At 74.3% G+C, this 21,306-nt stretch carries 19 protein-coding genes and 1 pseudogene; 10 read left to right on the top strand and 10 right to left on the bottom strand.

Translation table 11 applies throughout. From position 1 onward, the window contains the following. The 3 genes from JK361_RS17910 to JK361_RS41290 all read left to right on the top strand — a co-directional run bounded on the left by JK361_RS17910 (position 1) and on the right by JK361_RS41290 (position 3,904). The gene (locus JK361_RS17910; RefSeq protein ID WP_201819001.1) at positions 1 to 939 is read left to right on the top strand and encodes a glutaminase; all 939 of its coding nucleotides are present in this window, start codon (positions 1 to 3) and stop codon (positions 937 to 939) included. Positions 940 to 1,082: 143 nt separating this feature from the next. After that, positions 1,083 to 2,480 carry a polyprenol phosphomannose-dependent alpha 1,6 mannosyltransferase MptB gene (mptB, locus tag JK361_RS17905; RefSeq protein WP_201818999.1) on the top strand — a complete coding sequence of 466 codons (1,398 nt, stop codon included), beginning with the start codon at positions 1,083 to 1,085 and terminating at the stop codon, positions 2,478 to 2,480. A gap of 41 nt (positions 2,481 to 2,521) precedes the next feature. Further along, the gene (locus JK361_RS41290) at positions 2,522 to 3,904 is read left to right on the top strand and encodes a glycosyltransferase family 87 protein (protein ID WP_236053196.1); all 1,383 of its coding nucleotides are present in this window, start codon (positions 2,522 to 2,524) and stop codon (positions 3,902 to 3,904) included. 59 nt (positions 3,905 to 3,963) lie between these two features. Here JK361_RS41290 and JK361_RS41285 read toward each other — a convergent pair. After that, positions 3,964 to 4,659: pseudogene (locus JK361_RS41285) on the bottom strand (D-alanyl-D-alanine carboxypeptidase family protein); the annotation flags it as partial. 285 nt (positions 4,660 to 4,944) lie between these two features. After that, positions 4,945 to 6,093 carry a transcription termination factor Rho gene (gene rho / locus JK361_RS17895; RefSeq protein ID WP_201818995.1) on the bottom strand — a complete coding sequence of 383 codons (1,149 nt, stop codon included), beginning with the start codon at positions 6,091 to 6,093 and terminating at the stop codon, positions 4,945 to 4,947. A 774-nt stretch (positions 6,094 to 6,867) separates the two neighbouring features. Here rho and JK361_RS17890 point away from each other — a divergent pair. Beyond that, positions 6,868 to 7,743 (top strand): hypothetical protein, encoded by an 876-nt coding sequence (locus JK361_RS17890; RefSeq protein ID WP_236053171.1) that lies wholly within the window; start codon positions 6,868 to 6,870, stop codon positions 7,741 to 7,743. 31 nt (positions 7,744 to 7,774) lie between these two features. Here JK361_RS17890 and JK361_RS17885 read toward each other — a convergent pair whose 3' ends face one another. Then, entirely contained in the window at positions 7,775 to 8,173 is a 399-nt protein-coding gene (locus JK361_RS17885; protein WP_201818993.1) for a nuclear transport factor 2 family protein, read from the bottom strand. 69 nt (positions 8,174 to 8,242) lie between these two features. Here JK361_RS17885 and JK361_RS17880 point away from each other — a divergent pair, with 69 nt between their 5' ends. The 3 genes from JK361_RS17880 to JK361_RS17870 all read left to right on the top strand — a co-directional run bounded on the left by JK361_RS17880 (position 8,243) and on the right by JK361_RS17870 (position 10,284). Beyond that, positions 8,243 to 8,845 (top strand): PadR family transcriptional regulator, encoded by a 603-nt coding sequence (locus JK361_RS17880; protein ID WP_201818991.1) that lies wholly within the window; start codon positions 8,243 to 8,245, stop codon positions 8,843 to 8,845. Between the two features lie 134 nt (positions 8,846 to 8,979). Further along, entirely contained in the window at positions 8,980 to 9,441 is a 462-nt protein-coding gene (locus tag JK361_RS17875) for a hypothetical protein (protein WP_307787266.1), read from the top strand. 78 nt (positions 9,442 to 9,519) lie between these two features. Then, entirely contained in the window at positions 9,520 to 10,284 is a 765-nt protein-coding gene (locus JK361_RS17870) for a class I SAM-dependent methyltransferase (protein ID WP_201818989.1), read from the top strand. Here JK361_RS17870 and JK361_RS17865 read toward each other — a convergent pair. The 5 genes from JK361_RS17865 to JK361_RS17845 form a co-directional block, all read right to left on the bottom strand. Further along, the gene (locus JK361_RS17865; RefSeq protein ID WP_201818988.1) at positions 10,262 to 11,005 is read right to left on the bottom strand and encodes a GntR family transcriptional regulator; all 744 of its coding nucleotides are present in this window, start codon (positions 11,003 to 11,005) and stop codon (positions 10,262 to 10,264) included. The two genes, JK361_RS17870 and JK361_RS17865, sit on opposite strands and share 23 nt — an antisense overlap. Positions 11,006 to 11,158: 153 nt before the next feature. Further along, positions 11,159 to 12,475 (bottom strand): serine hydrolase domain-containing protein, encoded by a 1,317-nt coding sequence (locus JK361_RS17860; protein WP_201818986.1) that lies wholly within the window; start codon positions 12,473 to 12,475, stop codon positions 11,159 to 11,161. Positions 12,476 to 12,752: 277 nt separating this feature from the next. Then, positions 12,753 to 13,337: an Rv1733c family protein gene (locus JK361_RS17855; RefSeq protein WP_201818984.1), complete on the bottom strand. Its 585-nt coding sequence runs from the start codon at positions 13,335 to 13,337 to the stop codon at positions 12,753 to 12,755. Positions 13,338 to 13,617: 280 nt separating this feature from the next. Then, on the bottom strand, positions 13,618 to 14,373 hold the full coding sequence (locus JK361_RS17850; protein WP_201819866.1) for a ferredoxin reductase: 756 nt from the start codon (positions 14,371 to 14,373) through the stop codon (positions 13,618 to 13,620). 4 nt (positions 14,374 to 14,377) lie between these two features. Further along, positions 14,378 to 14,983, bottom strand: coding sequence for a sulfite oxidase-like oxidoreductase (locus JK361_RS17845; protein ID WP_201818982.1), 606 nt, complete (start codon positions 14,981 to 14,983; stop codon positions 14,378 to 14,380). Positions 14,984 to 15,267: 284 nt separating this feature from the next. Here JK361_RS17845 and JK361_RS17840 point away from each other — a divergent pair, with 284 nt between their 5' ends. Continuing rightward, the gene (locus JK361_RS17840) at positions 15,268 to 16,038 is read left to right on the top strand and encodes a GNAT family N-acetyltransferase (protein WP_201818981.1); all 771 of its coding nucleotides are present in this window, start codon (positions 15,268 to 15,270) and stop codon (positions 16,036 to 16,038) included. Between the two features lie 4 nt (positions 16,039 to 16,042). Here JK361_RS17840 and JK361_RS17835 read toward each other — a convergent pair whose 3' ends face one another. Beyond that, on the bottom strand, positions 16,043 to 16,483 hold the full coding sequence (locus JK361_RS17835) for a MarR family winged helix-turn-helix transcriptional regulator (protein ID WP_201818979.1): 441 nt from the start codon (positions 16,481 to 16,483) through the stop codon (positions 16,043 to 16,045). A gap of 83 nt (positions 16,484 to 16,566) precedes the next feature. On the opposite strand from JK361_RS17835, the gene JK361_RS17830 reads away from it, so the two are divergent. Beyond that, complete coding sequence (locus tag JK361_RS17830; protein ID WP_201818977.1) at positions 16,567 to 17,628, top strand: ABC-2 transporter permease; 1,062 nt, start codon at positions 16,567 to 16,569, stop codon at positions 17,626 to 17,628. A 353-nt stretch (positions 17,629 to 17,981) separates the two neighbouring features. After that, positions 17,982 to 18,767 carry a putative protein N(5)-glutamine methyltransferase gene (locus JK361_RS17825; protein WP_201818975.1) on the top strand — a complete coding sequence of 262 codons (786 nt, stop codon included), beginning with the start codon at positions 17,982 to 17,984 and terminating at the stop codon, positions 18,765 to 18,767. 228 nt (positions 18,768 to 18,995) lie between these two features. Here the strand turns inward: JK361_RS17825 and JK361_RS17820 are convergent, their stop codons facing one another. Then, positions 18,996 to 21,074: a SpoIIE family protein phosphatase gene (locus JK361_RS17820; RefSeq protein WP_201818973.1), complete on the bottom strand. Its 2,079-nt coding sequence runs from the start codon at positions 21,072 to 21,074 to the stop codon at positions 18,996 to 18,998. Between the last annotated feature and the right edge of the window lie 232 nt (positions 21,075 to 21,306).

Here is a 21,306-nt window from a genome sequence, read left to right as displayed (position 1 = left end):
ATGGCGATCATGACAACGACGTCGTCCCTCGCCTTCCTGCCGGTCCTGGAGCGCATCGCCGAGGAGATCAGCCGCACGCCCGGGCGCGGCCGGCCCGCGGACTACATCCCGGCCCTCGCGGCCTGCGATCCGCGCAGCTTCGGGATGGCCGTCGCCGAGCTGGACGGCACCGTGTACGGGGTGGGGGAGTGGCGGCAGCCGTTCTCCACGCAGTCGATCACCAAGGTCTTCACGCTCGCCCTGGACCTGGCCCGCGAGGGCGACGAACTCTGGGAGCACGTGGGCCGCGAGCCCTCCGGAAACCCGTTCAACTCCCTGGTCCAGCTGGAGTACGAGAACGGCATCCCGCGGAACCCCTTCATCAATGCGGGCGCCCTCGTCGTCACCGACCGGCTGCAGACCCGTACCGGCGACGCGGCCGGCGAGCTGCTGTCCTTCCTGCGCGCCGAGAGCGGCAACCCCGCCCTCGACTTCGACCGGGAGGTCGCCGCCTCCGAGACCGCCCACGGCGACCGCAACGCGGCCCTCGCCCACTTCATGGCGTCGTACGGCAACATCGACAACGACGTGCCGGCCCTGCTCGACCAGTACTTCCGGCAGTGCTCCATCGCCGCGTCCTGCGCCGACCTGGCCCTGGCCACCGGCTTCCTCGCCCGGCACGGCATCCGCGCCGACGGCAGCCGGCTGCTCACCCGCAGCCAGGCCAAGCAGGTCAACGCGGTCATGCTGACCTGCGGCACGTACGACGCCGCCGGAGACTTCGCCTACCGCGTGGGCCTGCCCGGCAAGAGCGGCGTCGGCGGCGGGATCATCGCGGTCGTACCCGGCCGGTGCACACTGTGCGTGTGGAGCCCTGGCCTGGACGAACGCGGCAACTCGGTGGCCGGCGTCGCGGCACTGGACCGGTTCACCACGCTGACCGGCCTCTCCGTGTTCTGACCGGCCGGCCCTCACCCGCCCGGCGCCGAGGGTGTTCCCGTGCCCCCGCCGCCTCACACGCCGGTCACGTACGGGCCGCCCACAGGCGAAGGGAGCGTCGCCTTCCGGCCACCCGGCGTTGACACGCTGAGCCGGTGTTGGCCATGGCGTTCCCCGTCGATCTCCGCAGCTGCCAGGTTCTGGGCCTGGCCGGTACCGCCTTCCTCGCCCTCGGCGGCGAGACGGCCGGCGCCCTCCCGGTCCGGGACCTCCTGGCGCCCGCCTCGGTGCGGGCGGCGCTCGGCCTGGTCGGGGTGTATTTCGGTGTCGTCCTGCTGATAGCGGCCTGGGTGCTCCTCGGCCGCCTGGTACGCGGCCCGCAGCCGCCGGGCCCGCGCGCCCTGCTGCTCGTGCTGGCCGTCTGGGCGGCCCCGCTGCTGCTCGCCCCACCGCTGTTCAGCCGGGACGTCTACAGCTATCTCGCGCAGGGCGCCATGGTCGACTCGCACATGGACGTCTACGCCGACGGCCCGGACCGGCTCGGCGGCCCGCTCGCCGAGGAGGTCGCCCCGATGTGGCGGCACACCGGCGCCCCGTACGGCCCCGCCTTCCTCGCCCTGGCCTCCGCCCTGTCCGCACTCACCCACGGCGAGCTGCCCGCGGGCCTGCTCGGCATGCGCCTGATCGCCCTGCTCGGCGTGGCCCTCATGGCGATGGCGCTGCCGCGCCTCGCCCGGCTCAGCGGCGCCGACCCGGCCGCCGCGCTGTGGCTCGGCGCCCTGAACCCGCTCGTGCTGCTGCACCTGGTCGCGGGCGCCCACAACGACGCCCTGATGCTCGGCCTGCTCGGGCTCGGCCTGGTGGCCGCCGGGCGCCGGCCGGCCGTCGGCGCCGTGCTCGTCACCCTCGCCGCCCTGGTCAAGGCACCGGCCGCGCTCGGCCTGCTCGCCGTCGTGGCCCTGCGGGTGCGCTCCGGCCGCCCGCCGCTGCCGGCCGTCCTGACCACGGCGGTGGCCGCCGCCGCGACCACGGTGGCCGCCACGGCCGTCGCCGGCACGGGCTACGGCTGGATCGGCGCCCTGGACACTCCGGTCTCCTCGCACAACTGGGCGCTGACGAGCCTGCTGGGCCGGGCCACCGGCGCCCTGCTCACCCGCCTCGGCAGCGGCCTGGCCCCGCTGGCCGTCCCGGCCTGGCACCTGTTCGGCCTCGCGGCCACCGCCGTGGCCGTCCTGCTGATCTGGGTCCGGCTGCGCCCCCGGCCGGTCTACGCGCTGGGCCTGAGCCTGCTCACGGTCGCGGTCTTCGGCCCGGCGATCCGGCCCTGGTACGTGCTGTGGGGTCTGTTCCTCGTCGCCGCCGCCGCGCCGAGCACCTCGGTGCGGCACCGGGTGGCGGCTCTCGCGGGGGTGCTCGCCCTCGCCGTGCTGCCCAGCGGCGGGCCCGCCGACCTCGGGCAGCTGGTGCTCGCGGTCTCGGGCGGTGTGCTCGGCGTGGTCGTCCTGTGGCAGGCCCGGCAGGCGGCCCAGGCCCCGGCTCCGGTCCCGGGAGGCGCGGCATGACGGGCCCGGGGGGAGGGCCGGGGCTGCCCGGGCGGCCGGCGATGCCGGGACCGCGCACGGACCGGGGCCGGCTGCTGCTCGTCCTGCTGCTGGCGGCCGCGGTGACCGTCTTCACGGCCACCGTGCCGCTGCTGCGCGGCTTCTTCGACCTGCGGGTGTACTACGGCGCCGTGCACACCTGGGCGCACCACGGCGGCCGGATCTACGACTACCGGGTGCCGGGCACCTCGTACGGCTTCACGTATCCGCCGTTCGCCGCCGTCGCCATGCTGCCGCTGGCCCTGCTCGGCCGCACGACCGCGATCGCGGTGTCGCTGCTGGTGAACCTGGCCGCGCTCGCGGCGGTCCTGCGGGTGCTGGCGGGGCCGGACTGGCGGCGCCACGGCTGGTACCGATGGGCGCTGTGCCTGTGCCTGCTCGCGCTGTTCGAGCCGCTGCGGGACACCTTCGGCTTCGGCCAGGTGAACCTGGTGCTGCTCGCCCTCGTCCTCGGCGACTGCCTGCTGCTGGCGACCGGCCGGGGCCGCCGGGCGGGCGCCGGGATCGGCCTCGCCGCCGCCGTGAAGCTCACGCCGGCCCTGTTCATCGGCCTGCTGCTGCTCGCCGGGCGCCGGCGGGCGGCCGGCACCGCCACGGCCGTCGCCGTCGCCGCGACCGCGCTGGCCGCCTGGGCGGACCCGGCGGCCTCCCGCTTCTACTGGACCGAGGCGCTGTGGGACACCGGGCGGGTGGGCCGCCTCGACTACGTCTCGAACCAGTCGCTGCAAGGGGTTCTGGCCCGGCTCGGCGAGACCGGCCGCCCGCTGTGGGCGACGGCGGTCCTGCTGACCCTGTGCGTGTGGGCGTGGCGCAGCCGCCGGGCGGCCGGGGCCGGCGACTGGACGGCGGCGTTCGCGCTCACCGGTGCGGCGGCCTGCCTGGTCAGCCCGATCACCTGGGTGCACCATCTGGTGTGGCTGCTGCCGTCCTTCGCGGTGCTGGTGCGCGCCGGGCACCTGCGGGTCGCGGCCGCCCTGTACGCGGTGCTGTGCACCAGCGTGGTGTGGCTGTGGTTCGACGACGCTTCCGGCGTCGGCGGGTTCCTCGGCGGCAACACCTACACGTGGATCTCGCTGGGCCTGCTGCTCTTCCTGCCGGCGGGTCAGCCACGGGCCGCGCGGCCGCCCTTGGCCCGCAGCGCCAGGGCCACCGCTCCCGCACCGAGCCCGGACAGCCCCGCGACGACGGCGGTGCCGGACCAGCCCGAGTCGTCGTCCGGCGCCGGTGCCCCGGCCGCCGCAACCGGCGCGGCGGACGCGTCGGCGCGGGAGGGCGGGCGCAGCCCGTCGAGCGAGCCGACCGGGTCCACCTGCCCCGCCGCCGCGAAGCCCCAGTCGAGCAGCGCGCGGGCCTCCTCGTACACGGTCAGCCCGCCCTCGGCCTGAGGGTTCAGCACGCTCACCACGAGGGTGCGCCCGCCCCGGCGCGCCGCGGCCACCAGGGTGTTGCCCGCGTTGCTGGTGTAGCCGTTCTTGATCCCGATGAGGCCGGGGTAGGGCGTCACGCCGTCCTCGCCGGTCAGCAGCCGGTTGGTGTTCTCGATGGGGAACGACGACCCGTCACCGGGGAAGCGGGCCTGGGCGGTTGAGCAGTACCGGGCGAAGTCGGGGTTGCGCAGGCCCGCCCGGCCGAACACCGCGAGGTCGAAGGCGGAGGACACCTGGCCGGGGGCGTCGTAGCCGTCCGGGGAGACCACATGGGTGTCCAGGGCGCCGAGCGTGCGTGCCTTGTCCTGCATGCGGGCGGCCGTGGCCTCCCAGCCGCCGCCGAGCCGGGCGAGGACGTGCACGGCGTCGTTGCCGGAGCTGAGGAAGACCCCGCGCCACAGGTCGGCCACCTGGTAGGTGTGCCCTTCCTCGACGCCCACCAGGCTGCTGCCCTCGCCGACGTCCGCCAGTTCCTCGTACCGCACGGTGTGCTGGAGCCCGCTGGGCAGCACGGGCAGCACGGTGAGCGCGAACAGGGTCTTCAGGGTGCTGGCGGGCGGCAGTTCGCGGTGCGCGTCGTTGGAGGCCAGCACCTCGCCGCTGTCCGCGTCGGCGACGAGCCAGGAGAGTGCCGAGACCTCGGGCACCGCGGGCGTGCCCCGGTGCGGCCGGACCTGCGTGCCGGAGCGGTAGAGCAGGGACGGTCCGGGCATCGCCGTGCGGGGGCGGGGCGGGGCGGGCTCCCCGGTCCGGGGACCGGGCGTCCCGGCCCGGGGCCCGGCGGCGGCAGCGGCCGGCGTGAGCACCAGCAGGCCCGCCGCGCAGAGGGAGCAGGCCGACACCGCAGCGCGATAACAGATTCCGGTGACCATGTGATCAACCTATGAACAGGGGCCGTGGGCAGCAGGTTGTCCGGGCCGTTCGGGTTGCCGAGCAACCCGGATGCCGCACCCGGCGGTCCGGGACCGGGTGCCGGCCGGCCGGTGGGGCGGGCCGGATCAGCCGGCCGGCAGGGTGGGCCGGATCTGCCGCAGGAACGCGGCGTTGCCGGGGGTGGCGCGCAGCCGTTCGAGGAGGGTCTCCAGCGCCGAGGGTCCGCTCTCCCGGGAGCGCAGGGCCCGGCGCAGACCGTGTACGGCCGTCAACTCGGCCGGGGGCAGGAGGAGTTCCTCGCGCCGGGTGCCGGTGGCGTCGATGTCCACGGCGGGGAAGACGCGGCGGGCGGCGACCTCGCGGTCCAGGCGGAGTTCCATGTTCCCCGTGCTCTTCAGCTCCTCGAAGAAGTAGCCGTCGGCGCGGGAGCCGGTGTCCACCAGGACGGTGGCGAGGATGGTCAGCGATCCTCCCTCCTCGGCCTGGCGCGCCGCGCCGAAGAACCGCTTGGGCCCGAGCAGCGCGCCCGCGTCGACACCGCCGCTGAGGGTGCGCCCGCCGGCGGCGGAGGCGTTGTTGTGGGCCCGGCACAGCCGGGTCAGCGAGTCCAGCAGCACGACGACGTCCTCGCCGGACTCCACCAGGCGCTTGGCGCGCTCCACGACCAGCTCGGCCAGGGCGATGTGCTCCTTGGGCGACCGGTCGAAGGTGGAGGCGTACACCTCGCCGCGCACCGAGCGGCGCATCTCGGTGACCTCCTCGGGCCGCTCGTCCAGCAGGAGGACCATCAGCCGGCACTCGGGGTGGTTGCCGGCCAGGGCGGCGGCGAACTGCTGGAGCAGTACGGTCTTGCCGCTCTTCGGCGGGGCCACGATGAGGCCGCGCTGGCCCTTGCCGACGGGCGCGAGCAGATCGGTGACCCGTCCGGCCGGTCCGGCGGCGGGGTGTTCGAGGCGCAGGCGCCGGTGCGGGTGGAGCGGGGTGAGGTCGCGGAAGTGGCGCCGGGAGCGCGGCTCCCCGGGGGCGTGTCCGTTGACGCGGGCGATCTCGGTGAGGCTCCGCGGCGCGCCCCGGACGCCCTCGACCAGGTCGCCCTTGCGCAGTCCGTGGCGGCGGATCAGCGCCGGCGTGACCTGGGGATCGGCGGGGGAGGGGAGCAGGCTCGCGGCCCTCAGGTGCCCCTTCCCGTGCGTGTCGATGTCCAGGACGCCGCTGACGAGCGGAGCGGCCGGGGTCTGCCGGGCCTCGGGAGGGTGTTCGAGAGTGGTGGTCATGAGGGGGTCCTTTCGCGGACGGATGAGGGAAGCGAGGGGGGAAGGGGCCGCGAACGGGAGGCGTATCTGCGACTGCCTCCGGGCGGCGGAAACGGCACCTCGGGTACGGCGAAGAACGCCTGTCACGAGGGGGACCGGGAAGCTGACGCGCCGGAGCCCGGAACATCCGGTGAGCGGCGAGCGGATCAGCTGAGGAGAGAAACCGGCACCGGCGCCCACGATGGGCGTGCACGAGTGCTGACGGCACGGTACCACTGGATGGGCCGTCGTGTCCTCGACCATGTCAACAAGGCATGGCGCCGGTCTGTTCCCGGGTGCCGCACGGGGCACTTCGCCGTAACCGGCCGGCCCGGCCTACCATCGATCGTCTTGTCGGGGGAATGTCAGGAGAAACCGGTGGAGACCTCGTCCGCCCGCCCACCGCGTCGTCCGGACTCCGCCGGAGGCCGCGGTGCCCGCCCGGCCGCGTGTCCGCGACCGGCCGCGCGGCCCGACCGGGGCCGCCCATCGAGGAGTTGACGAACCGCTGCCGGAGACGAGGGCGCCCTCCCTCCCGCCCTCCCGTCCCCTCGGCCGGCGCTGCCCGAGGCGACCCGGCGCTGCGCGCCGAATTCGTGGGCAACGGTGTCCGGCACCTCCCGGTGCGGCCATCGCCACCCGCTGCCGAGCCGCGCGGCCCAAGGTGCCGTCGTGAATGCGGCGCAGATGTCCGCAGACCGTAACGATCCCGGACGTCGGGGGACTTGACCTCCAACCATGTACTATCTTCACGACATGTCCACGCCACCGCAGCCCCCGCAGCCGGCCGACCAGCCTGCTCAGCCGCCCGCGCACCCGGCCGTACCGCCGCAGTCCACGGCCTATCCGTATCCGAACCCTCAGTCGCCGCCGGCGGGAGCCTTCTACGCGCAGCCCACGCTGGTCGGGCAGCCCCTGCCGGGGCAGCCGGTGATGCCGCAACAGGCGAACCCCTATGTGCAGGCGACCCCGTTCGGGCCTGTGCCGCCGGCTCCTCCGGCCGGCGGCGGGGCCGGCCGGGCGGTGCTGTGGGCCGCCGTCGGCGCGGTCGTGGCCTCCGCCGCATGGGCGGCCGGTGTCTTCCTCGTCGGCGGGAAGGGCGACAGCGCGGACCTGCGCGGCTACTCGGCGCCCTCCGACATGTGCTCAAGCGCCGATTACTCGTCCTTCAAGGGTGAGTACACCGAGAACGACTCCTCGCCGACCCACACCTCGCTCAAGGACAAGGCGCTGGACGAGAGTTACTGCAGCCTGGGGCTGAAGAAGTCCGGCTCGTCGTACGCCGACGCCTATCTGTCCATCCAGCTGGACCTGCACAGGAAGACCGACCCTGGGCCCGAGTTCACCGCCACCTGGAAGAACTACGGGGACAGCCACACCGGGTACGACGTCGACCCGGTCGAGGGCATCGGCGACGAGGCCTACATGGTCAGCCAGGACACCACGAAGGGCTCCTCCAGCGGCTCGCGGTACGCCACGCTCGCCGTCCGCGACGGCTGGGTGACGTACACGATGAGCTACAGCTCCTACCTGTCCTCGTACGACGAGGACAAGGACCCGCCCGTCCTCACCGACGTGACCGGCTGGCTGAAGACCGACGCCAAGGCCACGCTGGACCGCCTGCGCAAGTGACGGCCGCCGGGCCGGGGCGCGGCGCGGTCGCTCACGCCGACCGCGCCTGCGCCTCCTTCGCGATCTGCTCGAACCGGGCGCCCATGGCCTCGGCGAGGGCGTGCGCGCCCGACAGCGGACGGACCATGACCATGAAGTCGTCGATCAGGCCGTCCTCGTTCACGTGGAGGAAGTCGCAGCCGGTCAGTTCCCGGTCGCCCACCCGGGCCCGGAAGACCAGCGCGTGATCCGTGCCGTCCGGGTCGCCGATCTCCCGGACGTACCGGAAGTCCTCGAAGACCTGGACGACCGCGCGCAGGATCGCCGCGGTGATCGCCTTGCCTGGATACGGCTTGAAGACGACCGGGCTGGTGAAGACGACGTCCTCGGCCAGCAGTGCCTCGGCGGCGGCCAAGTCCCCGGCTTCGACGGCCTCACGGAACGCGCGCATCGGACCTCGCATAGTCAATTAATTGATTAGGTGCGGATGAGATTAATCAACGGCTGTTAGCCTGTCCATATGTCGCTCAAGTACGCCGTCCTGGCCGCCCTGCTGGAGGGCGAGGCCTCGGGCTACGAGCTGTCGAAGACGTTCGACGTCTCGCTCGCGAACTTCTGGCCCGCCACACCGCAGCAGCTCTACCGGGAACTGGAGCGGCTCGCGCAGGACGGGCTGGTCCAGGCGCGCACGGTGGAGCAGGAGCGCCGGCCGAACAAGCGGATGTTCACGCTCACCGAGGCCGGCCGGGCCGAGCTGGACGCGTTCGCCGCCGAGCCGCCGAGACGCCCCACCGCCATCCGGGACGAACTCCTCATCAAGATCCAGGCCATGGACGGGGGCGACCCCGAGATCACCAGGGCGCTGATCGAGGAGCGCGGGGGCTGGGCGCGCGGCAAGCTCGACCGCTACCGGCGGGTGCGCGAGGGCCTGCTCGGCGGGCGCACGGAGGACGAGTTCCTGCACACCTCCGACCGCGTCGGGCCCTACCTCACCCTCATGGCCGGCATCGCCTTCGAGGAGGAGAACCTGCGCTGGTGCGAGCGCGCCCTCGCGATCCTGGAGCAGCGCCGGCACACCACCTCACCGCTGACTCCCGGCGACATGCCCGCTTCGGAGCGGTGACGGCGCGGTCCACACCGCGTCCGGCGGCCGGCCCGTCCGGGTGACGTGCCCCGTCAGCCCCGCCGGTCGCTCGTCGGGGTGGTGATCCCGCGTGGCACGGGCCGTGACCGTGGACGCTGCGGCACAGTGGGCGGGTGTCCCGCCGACTTCTTCCCCTGCTGGTGGCGGCGCTGATGAGCGTCGCAGGCTGCACCACCGTCAGTTCCCGTCCCACCCCCGGTGCCGCCCCGGAGCGGCACCCGGCGGCGAGACCGTCGGTCCTCCAGGCCCCGCCGAGAGAGCCGTCCGCGCGTGCGGCGCTCGTCCGCACCGGCCACGGACGCCCGGCCGGGCACGGCACGGCGGCCGAGCACACGCGGAACCCCGGGCCCGGCCGCCGGCGGGTGCCCGCGACGCCTCCCCGGGCCCAGGCGCCCGCCGCACCGCCGGTGCTCCGCCATCGCCCGGAGCGGCCGCCCGTACGCCGTCGCCCGGCCCCCCGCCCCCGTCCGGCCTCCCGGCGGCCCGCCGTCACGCACATGCGCGACCTGTGCCGCCAGGCGGACGGCGTGGCCGCACCCGAGATCGCCCGGCTCTGCCACGACACCTACGGCTGACGCCCAGCGGACCGGGTCGCCGCGGCGCCGTCGGCCGGAAAGGCGCCGGTGGCCGGGGTGCCGTCATAGGGTGATGGCATGTTCGGTCCAGAAGGCCCCACGCTCCGTGAACTCGCCGTGCAGGCACTGTCGTCCGTGGAGCGCGGCTACGACCTGCTCGCGCCGAAGTTCGACCACACCCCCTTCCGGACGCCCGACGGCGTGCTGGACGCCGTGGCGAAGACGCTGGCGCCGCTCGGCCCGTTCACGGACGGACTCGACTTGTGCTGCGGCACCGGTGCCGGTACGCGGCTGCTCACCGGACTGTGCCACCGCAGCGTCACCGGGGTCGACTTCAGTGCCGGCATGCTCGACGTCGCCCGGCACCGGGTACGGTCCACGAGCGCACCCCGGGTCGCCTGGGTGCGCGGTGACGTCCGGGCCCTGCCGTTCACGGCCGCCTTCGACCTCGTCGTCTCCTTCGGGGCGTTCGGGCACTTCCTGCCCCGGGAGCTGCCGGGCCTCTGCGCCGGGGTCCACTCGGTGCTGCGCCCCGGCGGCCGCTTCGCCTTCCCGGTGTTCGCCCCGCCCGGCCCCGCACACCCCGCCTTCTGGACGCTGCTCGGCTTCGACACGGCGATGCGGGTGCGCAACGCGCTGTGGCGGCCCCCGTTCGTCATGTACTACCGGGCCCTGCGACTCGGCGCCCTGCTGGGCGAGTTGGAGCGGGCCGGCTTCGCGGTCGAACTGTACGCGCTGCCCGAGTTCGGGCGGCGGGCCGACGGCAGCCCGCGCGGCAGGCTGGTGGTGGCCCGCAGGGACGACGTGCCGGCCGCGGAGGTCAGCCCGCGGCCGGCAGGGTGAACTCGTAGACCAGTGCGGCCCGTTCGGCGTCGACCACCAGATCGGTGATCTCCAGCGGGCGGGCGAACTGGTCGTGCACGCGCCGGGTCACCCGTACCGAGGACGCGTCGCCGACCTGGGTGATGGCGTCCCGGTGGTGCAGGGACAGCCCCGCCTTGCGCATCCAGTCGTAGGCCCGCCGCAGCTGCGCGGGCGTGGCCCCGTCGGCCCGGTCCCGGTAGCGGGCCAGCTCCGCCACCTCGGCCAGCGCCACCGGTGAGAACGACGTCACCGCAGTCCGCAGCGACCGGCCGTCCGGTGTCACCGAAAGGTAGCGGTGCATCAGAGTCGGCCGGTACGGGGCCAGGCCCAGCGCCTGCGCGTGCTCCGGCGGCGGCGGCTCCCAGGTCACCGTGGCCCGGTCGACCGCGCACGGGTCCGCCGACCGGGCCCCCACCGGGAAGGTGAGCGACTCGGGCGCCTCGACCGGCCGGCCGGGCAGCGTGGCATGGCTGCCGCGCCGGTCGGTGGCGACCACACCGCTGCGGCGCAGCACCTCCAGCGCCTGTCGGACGGTCTCCCGGCTGACGCCGAAGTGCGCGGCCAAGTGCCGTTCGCCCGGGAGCCGTTCACCCGGCGGGATGGTGCCGTCGCGCAGTTCGTCGAGCAGCAGTGCCGCGATCCGTCCGTACAGGGGCCGGTCGTCGTCGGGCGGGGGATCGAGCGGGGTGGTGCGGGCCATGCCGCGCCCTCCTGTCGGTGACGTGACGTAGTCGTACGGGCTCGTTGCGCGACCACAATTAGCATTGGTCTAAACCACAAGGGAAGGGCGGCCTGGTGGTTCGACCGAAATACACCCGCGCGCACGGCGGTCACCAGGCGCCGCGCCGCGCGCTCACAGGGCGCGGTACAGGGCGTCGACCAGCGCCGCCTTCCGTGGGTCGTCGGCGATGTGAGGCCCCATCCGGTTCATCACGTAGCCCAGCGACACGCCTGCTTCCGGATCGGCAAGTCCACAGGAGCCGCCGAACCCGTCATGGCCGAAAGCGCGCGGGTTGGGGCCGTACGCTCCCTGGGGCCCGCTCAGCCACAGACCGAGCCCGATCTCCGTCTCGCCCTCGAATGCCGCGCCGAGCACCAGGTCGCGACAGCTGCCCTGGCCCTCACGCGCCCGCTCCGCGGCCTCCGGTGACAGGATCCGCCGGCCGCCGTAGGTGCCGCGCCCGGCGAAGACGCCGTACAGCGCCGCCACCGCCCGTGCGGTGCCGTGACCGTTGACCGCGGGTATCTCCGCCGCCCGCCAGCCGGCGCTGTTCGCCTGGGCGGCCCCGACGGCGGGGTTGGCCAGGGCGGCCAGGGTGACCGGTGGCAACCGGCGGAAGAACGCCGCCTCTTCGGCGGCCGACGCGGTCCGCGGACGCACCAGTTCGGCCGCCCGGCCGGAGTCCCGCCCCGGCAGTCCGACCGTGAAGTCGATGCCGAGCGGTCCGGTCACCTCCCGCTCCAGGAAGGCTCCGGGGCGCAGCCCCGAAACCCGGCGCACGACCTCCCCGACGAGGAAGCCGTAGGTCAGCGCGTGGTAGCCGGACCGGGTGCCCGGCTCCCACCAGGGTGCCGTGGCCGCCAGCCGTGCGGTGGTCGCGTCCCAGTCGTACAGCTCCTCCAGGCTGTGCGGCTCACGCAGGCCGGACAACCCGGCGCGGTGCGACAGGAGATGGCGCACGAGCACCTTCTCCTTGCCCTCGGCGGCGAATTCGGGCCAGTACGCCGCCACCGGTGCGTCGAAGTCGAGCAACCCCCGGTCGGCGAGGATGTGGGCGCACAGGGCCACGGGCCCCTTGGTGGTCGACCACACGTTCACCACGGTGTCCCGCTCCCAGGGGCGGGTGCGCGCCGGGTCCGCCCAGCCGCCCCAGAGGTCCACCACGCTCTCCCCGGCGACGGTGACCGCCACCGCCGCGCCCAGTTCGCCACGTGCGCGGAAGTTCTCCTCGAAGGCCTCCCGGACCGGGGCGAACCGCGGATCGCAGTGCCCGTGGATCCGAGCGTCCGTCCCCGGCGCCTGCTCCGTCCGCGGTGCCTCTTCCGTCCCCGGTGACCGCTCGGTCCCCGGTGCATGCTCCGTCCCCGATGACCGCTCGGTCCCCGGTGCATGCTCCGTCCCCGGTGACCGCTCCGTGCCCGGTGCCTGCTCTGTCTCCTGTGCGGACATCTGACCTCCGTCGTCGCGGGGGCCCGGGACGCGACACCGGACCCGGGGTCTCCGAACGTACCGACTGGTCGGACCGGAGGGAAGGGCGGGGTTACGCCACCAGCCCGGCCGGGCGCCGCACCCTGAGCGGACTTGAGAAAGAGGTCGATGTCCGGGTACGGGGGGCGGTCCGTCAGCGTCATCGCGTGCGGGCGCTGGTCCGGGGTCCGAGCAAGAACTTGCTCCGGGTGGGGGTGGGCGGACTCGTCGTGCTCCGGGTGCGCGGGTCACCCGTCGGTCACATCCGTGGCTGCGTCCACCGGGGCCCCGTCCGGGCCCACTCCCGCTCCCACTCGGCCAGCCGGTGGCGCAGGGCGACCCGGCGCTCGATCATGCGGCCGAGGAACACCACGATCGCCGTGCCCCCCGCCGCGCACAGCCCCACGGTGACCGCGTGCTGCCACACCGCCGCCTCGTCCGGCGGCGGCGACACACTGCGTCCCCGGGAGTCGAACCACACCGACACCGGCTCCCCGGCCCGGGCCCCCGCCGGCACCCGCGCCCACGCCGTCCGGACCCCCTTGCCCGGTTCGGTCCACCGGACCTCGGCGCGGTAGGGATGCCGGCGGTCCTCCTCCAGCGCGGACCGCCGCTCGGGCTGGGCGCCGATCACCACGGCACGCACCTGGTGGCGCTCGGCCCGCTGCTGCACGGCGAGTGTCCGTGCCCTGTCATGCGCGTGCAGGCCAGCAGCCACTCCGGCCAGCGGCGCGACCACGAACAGGAGGACGGTGACCACCAGCACCGTCCACGCTTCCACGACGTCCGACCGGCGCCGCAGCGGATTGCGCCGCCAGCGCCAGCCCCGCACCCGGATACGCATGTCCACCTCCTCGCCACCGGAGCCGGAGAGCCGGGAAGCCGGGTTGCCGGTCCACCGCCCCCGCCGCCCACGCGCACGAGCGTCCACACCCGTCTCGTACCCCGTTCGGAGCACCTCGCGCATGCCGCGAACCGCTAGTTCCAGCCCATATGGCGCACGGCACACGCCATGCGCCCCACGATCGCGCGCCCGGCTCCCCCGCGCGACTCGGACGCCGTTTCCGAACCGCCCGTGCCGGACCGGGGCGCCGGGCCGAACCGCTCGGTGCGGAGCCGCTCGCTCAGCCGAACCGCTCGATCCGGATGCGCTCCACCGGCTGGCCCGCCGCGACCAGCAGCCGGGAGGCGTGCTCGGCGAAGCCGTTGGACCCGCACACATAGGCTTCCCACCCACCGACGGGCGGCTCGGCCAGGAGCGGCGCCACATGTGCGGCCGTCATACGTCCCACCGCCACCCCGGGCGGGGCACTGCGGGTGAACACGGGCGTCGTCTCGGCGCCCAGCTCGGACGCGTAGATCAGCTCTTCGGGGCTGCGTGCCGACACCAGCATCCGCAGCGGGAAGGCGAGGCCGCGCGCCCGGTGGTGCCGCACCATCGACATCAGCGGTACGACCCCGGAGCCGGCCCCGAGCAGCAGGGCGGGCCGGTCGCCCGGCCAGGCGAAGAAGCCGCTCAGCGGGCCGCGCACCTCGATCGTGTCACCGGGCCGGGCCACGGTGTGGAACCAGCCGGAGACCTCGCCGCCCGGCACCCGGTCCAGGGTCAGCTCGATGTGCCCGGAGTCGTCCGGCGCCGACGCGATCGAATAGTGGCGCTGCGCCGCATAGCCGTCCGCGGCGGTCAGCCGCAGCATCAGGTGCTGACCCGGCAGATGCCCCGCCCAGGCCGGCACCGCCAGCCGGAAGGTGGCCGCGTGCGGTGTCTCGCGGCGGATCTCCGTGAGCGTGGCGGTCTGCCACGCCGTCTCCGTCGGGCCGTTCACCGCGATCCGTCCGGGCACCGCGAAGCGCGTCAGGGGAGTCGTCGTCCCAGTCACCGTCTCAGTCACCGGAGTACCGCTGCTCCTCCCACGGGTTCCCGCGCGTGTGGTAGCCGTTGCGCTCCCAGAAGCCCGGCTCGTCGTGGTCCAGGAGCGTGATGCCCGCGATCCACTTGGCGCTCTTCCAGAAGTAGAGATGGGGCACCAGGAGCCGCGCCGGGCCGCCGTGCTCGGGCGCCAGCGGTGCGCCGTCGTACTCCCAGGCGATCCACGCCCGCCCGCCGGTGAGGTCGGCGAGCGGCAGGTTGGCGGTGTACCCGGTGTGGGAGTGGGCGAGGGCATGGGTGGCGGACCCTTGGGGCCGCACCACGTCGAGGAAGGCGTCCAGCGAGACACCGCCGAACCGCACGCCGAACTTCGACCAGCCCGTCACACAGTGGATGTCGCCCTCGTACGCGGACGCGGGCAGCGCGTGCGCGGTGTCCCAGTCCCAGGTGTGCGGGCGCTCGACCAGGCCGTCGATGCGGAAGGACCAGTCGGTGGCCGCGAGGTCCGGGGTGACCTCGGCGGACAGGACGGGCCAGTCCCCGCGCGCGTCGTACTGCCCGGGCGGCAGTCCCGGGTTGTGGACGCGCGGGCGGCCCGAGAAGCCTCGCGTGACGTTCATGCTTCAACCGTACGCTGTCGTACCCGGTGCTCCGGCCCCGGTCGGCGCCCCGTCGTTGCGGCCGTATGAACTCTGTCCGGGCCCGGGAATACCGGCCCGCCGCCCCTCCTTGCCGATCGGTGCCGGCTCCGGTGCGCCGGTGACGGCGCGACTCCCGCCGCCGCACGCGCCCGGCGGTCCGGGCCGACGCGTCAGACGCGCCGGTGACAGCGCGAGGGAAGTGAGGAACCGAGGATGCCCCAGTCGTACGTTCTCAGGGCCGGGACCGGGATCGAGGTGGCCGGATGACCGTCGTGAGCGGTCCGGGCAGCCCCGGCCCGGCCGGCACCGGCGTCCCGCACGTCCTCGACAACCCGGCCCGTGCCGCCCTGACCGGCCCGCACGCCCACTTCGCCGAGCGGCGCGGCCGCGTGCTGCGCTACCCCGTGGACGTCTCGCCGTGGCTGGCGCTGCCCGACGAACCCGACGAACAGGACTGGGCGGACCTCGCCGCGCTGGCCGGGCCCGGCGCCGACGCCCCGCTGCCCGGCTTCTGCGGGGAGGTCCCGGCGGACTGGGAGATCACCTTCCGGGTCGAGGGCGTGCAGCTCGTGGACGACGGCCTCGCGGCCGCACCGGACGCGGAGGCGGTCCGCCTCGGGCCGGCGGACGTACCCGACATGCTCGACCTGGTGGCACGCACCCGGCCCGGACCGTTCCTGCCGCGCACCGTGGAACTCGGCACCTACCTGGGCATCCGGCGGGGCGGAGCGCTGGTCGCCATGGCCGGGGAGCGGCTGCACCCGCCGGGCTGGACCGAGATCAGCGCCGTCTGCACCGACCCCGCCTTCCGGGGCGAGGGACTGGCCACCCGCCTGATCCGGGCGGTCGCGCACGGCATCCGGGAGCGCGGGGAGACGCCGTTCCTGCACACCGGCGCCGCGAACACGGGTGCCGTGCGGCTGTACGAGTCCCTCGGCTTCCGGCTGCGGCGGCGCACGGCGTTCCTCGAGGTCCGGACACCGCGACGGCCGGCCGGCGGCCGCGCGGCGGTGCCGGTGCCGCAGCCCGGGTGACCCCTCACTGCTCGTCGGCGCCGGCCGGTCCCGCGTTGTACCGCTCCAGGTAGGCCGCGAACCGCACCAGGTCCTCCTCGGGCCAGTCCCTGAGCCGTTCCCTGAAGGCGGTGCGGCGGCTGCGGGTGACCTGGGCGAGGATCTCCTGGCCGGCCTCGGTCAGGTGCAGGACCTGGACCCGGTGGTCCTCCGGGTCCAGCCGGCGCTCGATCAGACCCGTGCGTTCCAGCGCCGTCACCTGGCGGCTCACCGTGGACTTGTCCAGGGCGTAGTGGGCCGCCAGGTCCGTCGCGCGGCAGCCGCCCTGCTCCTCCAGGTGGCCGAGCAGGGTGTACGACACCAGGGACAGCTCGGGGTGCATGCGGCCCGCCGAGGCGCGGGCCCGGCGGGCGAAGATGGTCATCTCGCGCTGGATCGTCTCGACGGCCGACTCCGCTGCGCTCACGGGAATACCTCCTCCGGCGTTCTAGTTGTATAGTACAACTTGAGTAAAAGTTGTATAAGCCAACCTTTGGAGGGCCGCGCGCGATGAGGTCACCGGCACTGCGCCATGTGCTCACGCACCTGATCACCCCGCTGCTGATGTGCATAGGCATGGGGCTCGCGTACATGGGGGCCTTCGTCACCCCCGAGCCGCACCACCTGCCGGTCGCCGTCGTCGGCACCACCCCGAAGGCCAAGGCCTTCGCGCAGACGGTCAAGGACACCGCGGGGGACAGGCTCGACGTCCGTACGGTGGCCACCCGTGCCGACGCCGTCGGCCTGCTCGAGTCCCGCGAGGTGACCGGCGCCTACGTGCCGAGCGCCGCGGCGCCCGAGCTGCTGGTGGCGAGCGCCGCCTCCGACATGGGCGCCACGGCCGTGGAGAAGGTCTTCACGCCGGTCGCCGCCGAGGAGGGCGTGCCGCTGAAGATCACCGACGTGGCCGCGCCGGTCGCCGACGACCCCACCGGACAGGGTCTGTTCTTCCTGCTGATCGCGGTCAGCATCGGCTCCTACGCCTCGGTCGCCGCGCTGGGCGCGGCGGGTGCCGGTCTCGCCGTGCGGGTCCGGGCGCTGCTCGCCGTCGGTGTCTCGGCGGTGGTGAGCGGCATCGGCGCGGTGCTCGCCGGACCGGTGTTCCACCTCGCCCACCACGACCTCGCGGGCGTCTGGGGCATGGCCTGGCTGTACTCGGCGGGCATCCTCCTCATCGGTGTCGGCCTCCACACGTTCCTGAAGCGGTGGACCACGCTGACCATGATGGTGCTGTTCGTGATGCTGAACTTCACCAGCTCCGGCGGGTTGTTCCGGCCCGAACTGCAAAATGGCTTCTTCGGCGCCCTGCACGCCTTCTGGAACGGCGCCGGCTTCGTCGAGGGCGTGCGCAGCCTGCTCTACTTCGGCGACGACGGCCTCGCCCGCAATGTGTGGACTCTCGCCGTGTGGCTGCTGGCCGGCATCATGACGACCGCGGCCGCCGCCCTCTACGAGCGCACCCGCCTGCCCGCCTCGGAACCCGCACCGCCCGCGGCGGAGCGCGCGGCCCGGCCGGCCGCCACGGAGCAGGCGGCGGCCGAGGAAGAACTCGAGGAGACGGTCGGCGTCTGACCCGGCCCCTGCTGTCCAGCGCCCGCGGCCCGGCATCGGGCGCCCGGCACCTGCGGTCCGGTCCCACCGTCCGGAGCCCGCGGCCCGGTGCCCGCTGTGCGGCACCTGCCATCCAGCGCCCACCGCACGGCATTTGCCGACCGGAACAGACCGCGGCCGGACCTTCCGCGGCCTGCGGCGTGGGGTAAAGTGGCCGTCCGGTCGCGGACGGTCGCGACCCCTGTGCGAGGAGGTGGGACCCATCAACGCTGTGTCGGCCGGGGTGCTCTCCTCTCGTGACGGCGCGGTACACCGACAGCGGTGACCGCGGGAGCGCCCTGAAGGTTTCGCGCTCCCGAAAGGCTTCGGCTTTCATGTCCGTTCCCGCACCGTTCTCCCCGTCCTCGGTCGTCTCCGCGCTGCGCGCCGCGGGATGCGTTTTCGCCGAGGACGAGGCCGAGTTGATCCTCGCCACCGCCCGTACCCCCGAGGAGGCGGCCGGCATGGTGGACCGGCGCGCCGCCGGACTGCCGCTCGAACAGGTCCTCGGCTGGGCCGAGTTCCACGGGCTCCGCGTCACCCTGGAACCGGGGGTGTTCGTCCCCCGCCGCCGCACCGAGTTCCTGGTCGACCAGGCGCTGGCCGCGGCGCCGGACGCGACCGTGGTCGTGGACCTGTGCTGCGGCTCCGGCGCGCTCGGCGCGGCCCTCGCCCACGCCCTGGACGGCGCCGAGGTGCACGCCGCCGACATCGACCCGGCCGCCGTGCGCTGTGCCCGCCGCAACCTCTCCGCCTTCGGCGGCCGGGCCCACCAGGGCGACCTGTACGACGCGCTGCCCCGGGCCCTGCGCGGCCGCGTGGGCGTCCTCACGGCCAACGTGCCCTACGTCCCCACCGCCGAGGTGGCCCTGCTCCCGGCGGAGGCCCGCGACCACGAGCCCCTGGTCGCGCTGGACGGCGGCGCCGACGGCCTCGACGTGCTGCGCCGGGTGGCCGCCGGCGCGCCCGAGTGGCTGGCCCCGGGCGGCTGCCTGCTCACCGAGACCAGTGAAGGCCAGGCCCGGGCCGCCGAGGAGGCGTTCACCGCCGCGGGCCTGACGACCCGTCTGGCGGTGTCGCACGAGCTGCACGCGCACGTCGTCATCGGCGTACGGCCCTGACGGCTCCTCGTGCGGATCAACCCCACGAAGGCGGGCACGACCGACACGGTCGATCAACTTCGTTGATCAACCCCGTACACCCGCAGCAGGATGCCGGCGAGGGCACGACGTCCGGCCCCGGGCCGCGATGTCACGCGCACCCGTCCGCGAACCGGATGAGGGCGAGGAGCGGGCGGAGGCCGCGGTGAGCCGCCGGGCCGTGGCCGTCCGCCGGGGCGGGTGCGGCGGCTACGGCAGGTGCTGCGCCCGGGCGATGAGCAGGGCCACGTCGTCGTGGTTGTCCGGGTGGTGCAGCGTACGCAACAGGTAGTCGCAGGCCTCCTCCAGGGGGCGGGCCGGGTCGTCGAGCAGGGACAGCAGGAAGGCCAGGCGCTCGTCCAGCGAGTGGCGGCGGGTCTCCACCAGCCCGTCGGTGTAGAACACCAGCTCGTCGCCGGGTTCGAAGTCGACCGTGACGGTGAGGAAGCCGACCCCGCCCACCCCCAGCGGCACACCCGTCGGCAGGTCGAGCAGCTCCGGCGGGCGGCCGGGCCGCACCCGGGCCGGGGGCAGATGGCCCGCGTTGGCGATCCGGCACTGCCGCAGATGCGGGTCGTGGACGGCGTACACGCAGGTCGCGATGGAGTGGTCCAGGGCCGAGGTCGTCTTGTCCAGCTGTTCCAGCAGCCGGGCCGGGTCGAGGTCGAGCGCGGCCAGGGTGGTCGTCGCGGTGCGCAGCCGGCCCATCGTGGCGGCCGCGCTGACCCCGCTGCCCATCACGTCACCGACGACCAGCGCGGTCTTGTCACCCTCCAGCGGGATGACGTCGAACCAGTCGCCGCCGACCTCGCTGGTCGCGCCCGCCGGCTGGTAGCGGGAGGCCACCTCCAGACCGGTGGTCACCGGCGGATGACCGGGCAGCAGGCTGCGCTGAAGGGTGAGCGCGGTGTTGCGGGCGTTCTGGTACCAGCGCGCGTTGTCGATCTGCACGGCCGCGCGGGATGCCAGTTCGCGCGCCAGCAGGACGTCGTCCTCGTCGAAGGGGGCCGGATTGCGGGTGCGCTTGAGGTCGAGCGCGCCCAGCACCTGGCCGCGCGCGATCAGCGGCACCGCGAGGTACGAGTGCAGGCCCGCCCGGCCGAGCAGCACGGCCGCCTCGGCGGAGCGGGCGATCCGCGGCAGGTCCTCGTCCTTCACCTGCGGCACCAGCACCGCCTCGCCGGTGCGCACGCACTCGGTGACCAGCCGGTCGGGCGCGTACCGGGCGATCTGACCGGGCGGGTCGGCGGCCTGCACGGCCTCCGAGCCCTTCTCCGGACGCAGGGCGAGCGCCCGGATCACCGCGGACTCCGAAGGCCCCAGCGTGCTGGGCCGGCCCTCGACCACCGCGTCCAGCAGATCCACGGCCGCCACGTCCGCCAGTTCCGGCACGGCGACCTCGGCCAGCTCGGAGGCGGTGCGCTCCAGCTCCAGCGTCGTACCGATCCGGGCGGAGGCGTCGGCGATCACCGCGAGCCGGCGCCGCGCGGCCTCCGCCTCCACCGAGGCCTGGTGCTGCTCCGTGATGTCGACCAGCGAGACGGCCACACCGAGCACGTTGCCGAGGACGTCCTCCAGCCGGTACATCGAGTGCGACCAGGTGTGCTCCTCGTCCGGGTCGGCCGGGGTGCGGCCGACGAGCGTGCTGCCGATCAGCGGCACGCCCGTCTCCAGCACCCGCCGGGCGGCCGCCTGGAGGGCTTCGGCGTCCAGCAGCGGCAGCACCTCGGGCAGCGTTCTGCCCACGTGCTCGGCGGCCGGCACGCCGTTGATCTTCTCCAGGGCCGGGTTGACGGAGACGAACCGGACGTCGGTGTCGAGGACGGCGTAGCCGATCGGGGACTGCTTCACCATCCGCTCGGACAGCGCCACGTCCTGCTCGAGCCGCCGTACGGTCGACTGGTCGGCGGCCAGCCCGAGCGCGTAGACGTCCCCGCGGTCGTCCAGCAGCCGCATGTTGCGGAACTCCACCAGACGGGTCGTGCCGTCCTTGTGCCGCACCGGGAACCCGCCGGCCCAGCTCTGCCCGGTGCGCATCACGTCGGCGAAGAGCTTGCCGACCAGTTCGATGTGCCGTTCGTGCACCATCAGCCGGGCGGCGTACTGGCCGAGGGCCTCCTGCGCGGTGTACCCGAACAGCTCCTCCGCCTGTGGGCTCCACAGGACGATCCGGCCGTCGGTGTCCAGCACCACCGACGCCACGCGCAGCACGTCGAGCAGACCGCTGGGGCGCACCGGCCCGCGCGCCGGCTCGCCGTTCTCCGTCACCGGAGCCCCGGCTGCACTCATGCCACGCACCGCCTTCGCCCGTCCGCACGGCACGTCGTCCCCCGTGCCGACTCCCCTTGTTCTACCGCGCTCACACCCGACTCTCCGACGCCCTTCGCCGTCTACCTCCACCATCCCTCAACACGGCCGAGGACGTCCGCCGAAGGCGCCGCGCCGGTGGTGCGCCGCGGGGCCTCCTGCCGAGACCGTACAGCGCTGTCCCGCGGGCCGTGAGAGTTCACGCTCATGTTGC

Source organism: Streptomyces musisoli, from assembly GCF_016741855.1.
Lineage (GTDB): Bacteria > Actinomycetota > Actinomycetes > Streptomycetales > Streptomycetaceae > Streptomyces > Streptomyces musisoli.
The sequence above is the reverse complement of the archived record's forward strand: the minus strand, read 5'-3'. Positions and strand labels throughout refer to the sequence as shown.

What these genes read in the sequence shown, in the direction of transcription:
- mptB (WP_201818999.1), top strand. Translation starts at nt 1,083, where the DNA reads ATGGCGTTCCCCGTCGATCTCCGCAGCTGCCAGGTTCTGGGCCTGGCC.
- JK361_RS17870 (WP_201818989.1), top strand. Translation starts at nt 9,520, where the DNA reads ATGTTCGGTCCAGAAGGCCCCACGCTCCGTGAACTCGCCGTGCAGGCA.
- rho (WP_201818995.1), bottom strand. Translation starts at nt 6,093, where the DNA reads ATGACCACCACTCTCGAACACCCTCCCGAGGCCCGGCAGACCCCGGCC.
- JK361_RS17840 (WP_201818981.1), top strand. Translation starts at nt 15,268, where the DNA reads ATGACCGTCGTGAGCGGTCCGGGCAGCCCCGGCCCGGCCGGCACCGGC.
- JK361_RS41290 (WP_236053196.1), top strand. Translation starts at nt 2,522, where the DNA reads ATGCCGGGACCGCGCACGGACCGGGGCCGGCTGCTGCTCGTCCTGCTG.
- JK361_RS17825 (WP_201818975.1), top strand. Translation starts at nt 17,982, where the DNA reads ATGTCCGTTCCCGCACCGTTCTCCCCGTCCTCGGTCGTCTCCGCGCTG.
- JK361_RS17855 (WP_201818984.1), bottom strand. Translation starts at nt 13,337, where the DNA reads ATGCGTATCCGGGTGCGGGGCTGGCGCTGGCGGCGCAATCCGCTGCGG.
- JK361_RS17845 (WP_201818982.1), bottom strand. Translation starts at nt 14,983, where the DNA reads ATGAACGTCACGCGAGGCTTCTCGGGCCGCCCGCGCGTCCACAACCCG.
- JK361_RS17860 (WP_201818986.1), bottom strand. Translation starts at nt 12,475, where the DNA reads ATGTCCGCACAGGAGACAGAGCAGGCACCGGGCACGGAGCGGTCACCG.
- JK361_RS17910 (WP_201819001.1), top strand. Translation starts at nt 1, where the DNA reads ATGGCGATCATGACAACGACGTCGTCCCTCGCCTTCCTGCCGGTCCTG.
- JK361_RS17890 (WP_236053171.1), top strand. Translation starts at nt 6,868, where the DNA reads ATGTCCACGCCACCGCAGCCCCCGCAGCCGGCCGACCAGCCTGCTCAG.
- JK361_RS17865 (WP_201818988.1), bottom strand. Translation starts at nt 11,005, where the DNA reads ATGGCCCGCACCACCCCGCTCGATCCCCCGCCCGACGACGACCGGCCC.
- JK361_RS17885 (WP_201818993.1), bottom strand. Translation starts at nt 8,173, where the DNA reads ATGCGCGCGTTCCGTGAGGCCGTCGAAGCCGGGGACTTGGCCGCCGCC.
- JK361_RS17820 (WP_201818973.1), bottom strand. Translation starts at nt 21,074, where the DNA reads ATGAGTGCAGCCGGGGCTCCGGTGACGGAGAACGGCGAGCCGGCGCGC.
- JK361_RS17880 (WP_201818991.1), top strand. Translation starts at nt 8,243, where the DNA reads ATGTCGCTCAAGTACGCCGTCCTGGCCGCCCTGCTGGAGGGCGAGGCC.
- JK361_RS17830 (WP_201818977.1), top strand. Translation starts at nt 16,567, where the DNA reads ATGAGGTCACCGGCACTGCGCCATGTGCTCACGCACCTGATCACCCCG.